The organism is Streptomyces atriruber, assembly GCF_001418325.1.
GTDB lineage: Bacteria > Actinomycetota > Actinomycetes > Streptomycetales > Streptomycetaceae > Streptomyces > Streptomyces atriruber.
The window spans coordinates 1-4,617 of record NZ_LIPN01000212.1 but is presented as its reverse complement, the minus strand read 5'-3'; the positions used below and the strand labels follow the sequence as shown (position 1 = coordinate 4,617).

General features: G+C 72.4%; 1 protein-coding gene. It reads left to right on the top strand.

The genetic code is table 11. The features are described 5' to 3' along the window. The coding region (locus tag AOK03_RS22225) for a type I polyketide synthase (protein WP_157869042.1) at window positions 1–4,617 on the top strand (4,617 nt) is incomplete at both ends.

Here is a 4,617-nt window from a genome sequence, read left to right as displayed (position 1 = left end):
GCTGGCGCGGGTCGAGGTCGTCCAGCCGGTGCTGTGGGCCGTCATGGTGTCGCTCGCCGCGGTATGGGCGGATCAGGGCATCACGCCTGCTGCGGTGATCGGGCATTCGCAGGGGGAGATGGCGGCCGCGTGTGTCGCGGGGGCACTGTCGTTGGAGGATGCGGCACGGATCGTGGCGGTACGCAGCGACGCCCTGCGCCAGTTGCAGGGGCACGGCGACATGGCGTCGCTGGGCACCAGTGCCGAGCAGGCCGTCGAGTTGATCGGGGACGACCGGCCGGGCGTGAGTATCGCGGCCGTCAACGGGCCCTCCTCGACGGTGATATCGGGTCCTCCGGAGCAGGTGGCCGCGGTCGTCGCGGACGCGGAAGCACGCGGGCTGCGTGCTCGGGTCATCGATGTCGGTTACGCCTCGCACAACCCGCAGATCGACCAGCTCCACGACCTGTTGACGGAACGCCTGGCCGACATCCGGCCCGTTGCGACGGACGTGGCGTTCTATTCGACTGTCACCGCTGAACGCCTGGCGGACACCACTGCGTTGGATACCGCCTACTGGGTGACCAACCTTCGCCAGCCGGTCCGCTTCGCCGACACCATCGAGGCGTTGTTGGCGGACGGCTATCGTCTGTTCATCGAGGCGAGTGCTCATCCGGTGCTGGGTCTTGGTATGGAGGAGACCATTGAGCGGGCGGATGTGCCTGCCACGGTGGTTCCCACTCTCCGTCGTGACCATGGCGATGCCGCTCAGCTCACCCGTGCCGCCGCGCTGGCGTTCATCGCGGGTGCGGAGGTCGACTGGCGGCGTTGGTTCCCGGCCGAGCCTGCCCCGCGTACCGTCGACCTGCCCACGTACGCCTTCCAACGCCGCCGCTACTGGTTGCCGGTGGACGGCGTCGGAGATGTGCGGTCCGCGGGGCTGCGGCGGCTGGAGCACACACTGTTGCCCGCCGCGCTCGGTCTCGCGGACGGCTCGCTCGTACTGACGGGTCGGCTCTCGGCCTCCGGTGGCGGCGACTGGCTCGCCGACCACGCGGTGGCGGGTACGACGCTCGTTCCCGGCGCCGCACTGGTCGAGTGGGCGCTGCAGGCGGCCGACGAGGCAGGTTGTTCCTCCGTCGAGGAACTGACGCTCCAGGCACCCTTGGTGCTGCCCGGGACCGGCGGTCTCCAGGTCCAGGTCGTCGTGGGCGCCGCCGACGAGCGGGGCGGCCGCCGCGACGTGCGTGTCTTCTCGCGCGTCGAATCCGCGTCCGAGTCCGAGGAAGGGCCGGACCGGGACGAGGACTGGTTGTGCCATGCGGCCGGTGTGCTGAGCCCCGAGCCCGGCGACGTACCCGACGGTCTTGGCGGACAGTGGCCGCCGACGGGCGCCGAGCCCGTACAGATCGGTGATCTCTACGAGCGGGCCGCGTCGGCAGGATACGAGTACGGCCCGTCGTTCCAGGGCCTGCGTGCCGTGTGGCGGTACGGGGAGGACCTGCTCGCAGAGGTGGAGCTGCCGGAGCAGGCGGGCGGCGAGGACGGCTTCGGGATCCACCCCGTACTGCTGGACGCCGCCCTTCACCCGGCGCTGCTCCTCGACGGCGAGGCCACCGCGACCGAGGACGCCGCAGCCGCCGAGGACGCCGAAGCCGCTGGAGCAGGCCTCCGTCTGCCCTTCGCGTGGAACGGAGTGTCCCTGTGGGCGACGGGCGCGGCCACCGTACGGGTGCGGCTGACCCCCTACGGGGACGAGGGTGAAGGCGGCGGTTCGCTGCGCGTGACGGTCGCCGATGCCACAGGCACGCCCGTGCTCGGCGTGGACTCCCTGTCCCTGCGCCCCGCCGACCCCGAACTGCTGGGCTCGGCCGGTCGAACGGGTGGCGTCATCCCCAACTTGTTCACCGTGGAGTGGACCCCCGTGCCTCTGGCGTCGGCCGTGGAGCAGAGCGGCGACGACTGGGTGGTGCTCGGTCAGGAGACACCCGGCTGGGCAGGTCCGAGCACCCTCCGGTACCCGGACCTGGCAGACCTGTTGGCCGCCTTGGACGAGCAGGGCGAGGGGGAGCGGGCCGCCAGGACCGTCATGGTCGATTCCGTCACGCCTGTTTCCGCCCTCGCGTCCGACTCGGCCTCCGGGACGGTCGACGCGCGTGGTCGGGCCCTCGCCGAGCGCCTCTTGGGCCTGCTGCGGGACTGGCTCGCAGAACCGCGCCTCGCCGAGAGCCGGCTCGTACTGATCACCCATGGCGCGGTGGCGGTACCGGCGGACGCCGAGGGCGACCACACCCCCTCGATCATCGACGTGTCCGCGGCCGGGCTGTGGGGCCTGATACGTGCCGCGCAGGCCGAACACCCGGACCGATTCGTCCTGTTGGACATAGAGGGTATAGAGGACGGGGGCGAGGACTCGGCCCCGGACGTGAACCTGGCTGCCATAGCCGGAGCCCTCGCGACCGGTGAGCCCCAGCTGGCCATCCGCGGGGGAGCGGTGCTGGCCCCCCGCCTGACCCGCGCCACCACCGCCACCGCCGCCGACTCCGTGGCCCCGTCCGCGTCCGGGCCGTCGGAGAACACGTCCCTCACCCCCGACGGCACCGTCCTCATCGCGGGCGGCACCGGCATGATGGGCGGCCTCGTCGCCGAACACCTGGTCAGCGCCTGGTCCGCGCGGCACCTCCTGCTCGTCAGCCGACAGGGCCCCGACGCACCCGGCGCCCGCGAACTCGCCGACCGGCTCACCGGCCTCGGTGCCGAAGTCCGTGTCGTCGCGGCCGACCTCACGGACCCGGAAGCCGCCGCGGAGCTGGTCGCGTCGGTCGACCCGGCGCATCCGCTGACCGGTGTGATCCACGCGGCCGGTGTCCTGGACGACGCCGTGGTCACCGCGCAGACCACCGGCCGGCTGGCCAGGGTGTGGGCGGCCAAGGCCTCCGTCGCCGCCAACCTGGACGCCGCGACCTCGGAGCTGCCGCTGGACCTGTTCGTCATGTTCTCCTCCGCGGCCGGTGTCCTCGGCAACGCGGGCCAGGTCGGCTACGCGGCCGCCAACGCCTTCGTCGACGCCCTGGTCGCCCGCCGCCGCGCAGCGGGCCTGCCCGGCCTGTCGATCGCCTGGGGCCTCTGGGCGCGCGGCAGCGCCATGACCCGCCACCTGGACGACGCCGACCTGGCGCGGCTGCGCGCGGGCGGCGTGAAGCCGCTGCTGGACGAGCAGGGCCTCGCTCTCCTCGACGCGGCCCGCACCGCCGCGGCCCACACCTCACTGGTGGTCGCGGCGGGTATCGACGTGAGCGGCCTGTCCGCGCACGACGTACCGTCCATGCTGCGGAACCTCCCGGGCCGGACCCGCCGGAAGGCCGCGGCCGACTCCGCCGTGGACAAGGGCGCGCTGGAGCGACGGCTCGCGGGCCTGGACGACGCGGAGCGCCGGGCCGTCGTCACCGACGTCGTACGCGAGTGCGTGGCGGCGGTGCTCGGCCACCGGTCGCTGTCCGACGTACGCACCGAGGCCAACTTCAAGGACCTGGGCTTCGACTCGCTCACGGCGGTCCAGCTCCGCAACCGCCTCTCGGCGGCCAGCGGCCTCCGCCTGCCCGCCACCCTGGCCTTCGACCATCCCACCCCCCAAGCCCTCGCGACCTACCTCTGCACCCGCCTGGGCGGCACGGCCGCAACCCCCGCCGCGCCGGTCGCGCTCCCCGCGGCCACGGCGGACGATCCGGTGGCGATCGTCGCCATGGCCTGCAAGTACCCGGGCGGTGCGGTGTCGCCCGAAGGACTGTGGGACCTGGTCGCCGCGGGCGTGGACACGGTCGGCGCGTTTCCGACCGACCGCGGCTGGGACCTCGACCGCCTCTTCCACCCCGACCCGGACCACCCCGGCACCAGCTACGCCGACGAAGGGGCCTTCCTGCCGGACGCGGGTGATTTCGACGCGGCGTTCTTCGGGATCAATCCGCGTGAGGCGTTGGCGATGGATCCGCAGCAGCGTCTGTTGCTGGAGGCGTCGTGGGAGGTGTTCGAGCGGGCGGGCATCGATCCGACGACGCTCAAGGGCAGCCTCACCGGCACCTACGTCGGTGTCATGTACCACGATTACGCGGCAGGCCTGGCCCAGGACGCCCAGTTGGAGGGCTACTCCATGCTGGCCGGTTCCGGCAGCGTGGTCTCCGGCCGGGTGTCCTACACCCTGGGTCTGGAGGGCCCGGCGGTGACGGTCGACACGGCGTGTTCGTCGTCGCTGGTGTCCATCCACCTCGCCGCGCAGGCGCTGCGCCACGGCGAGTGCGATCTCGCCCTCGCGGGCGGCGTCACCGTCATGGCCACGCCCGAGGTGTTCACCGGCTTCTCGCGCCAGCGCGGCCTGGCCCCCGACGGCCGCTGCAAGCCGTTCGCCGCGGCGGCCGACGGCACGGGCTGGGGCGAGGGTGTGGGTGTGTTGTTGCTGGAGCGGTTGTCGGATGCGCGTCGTTTGGGTCATGAGGTTTTGGCTGTGGTGCGGGGTTCGGCGGTGAATCAGGACGGTGCGAGCAATGGTTTGACGGCGCCGAATGGTCCGTCGCAGGAGCGGGTGATTCGTCAGGCGTTGGCCAGTGGTGGGTTGGTGTCGGGGGATGTGGATGTGGTGGAGGG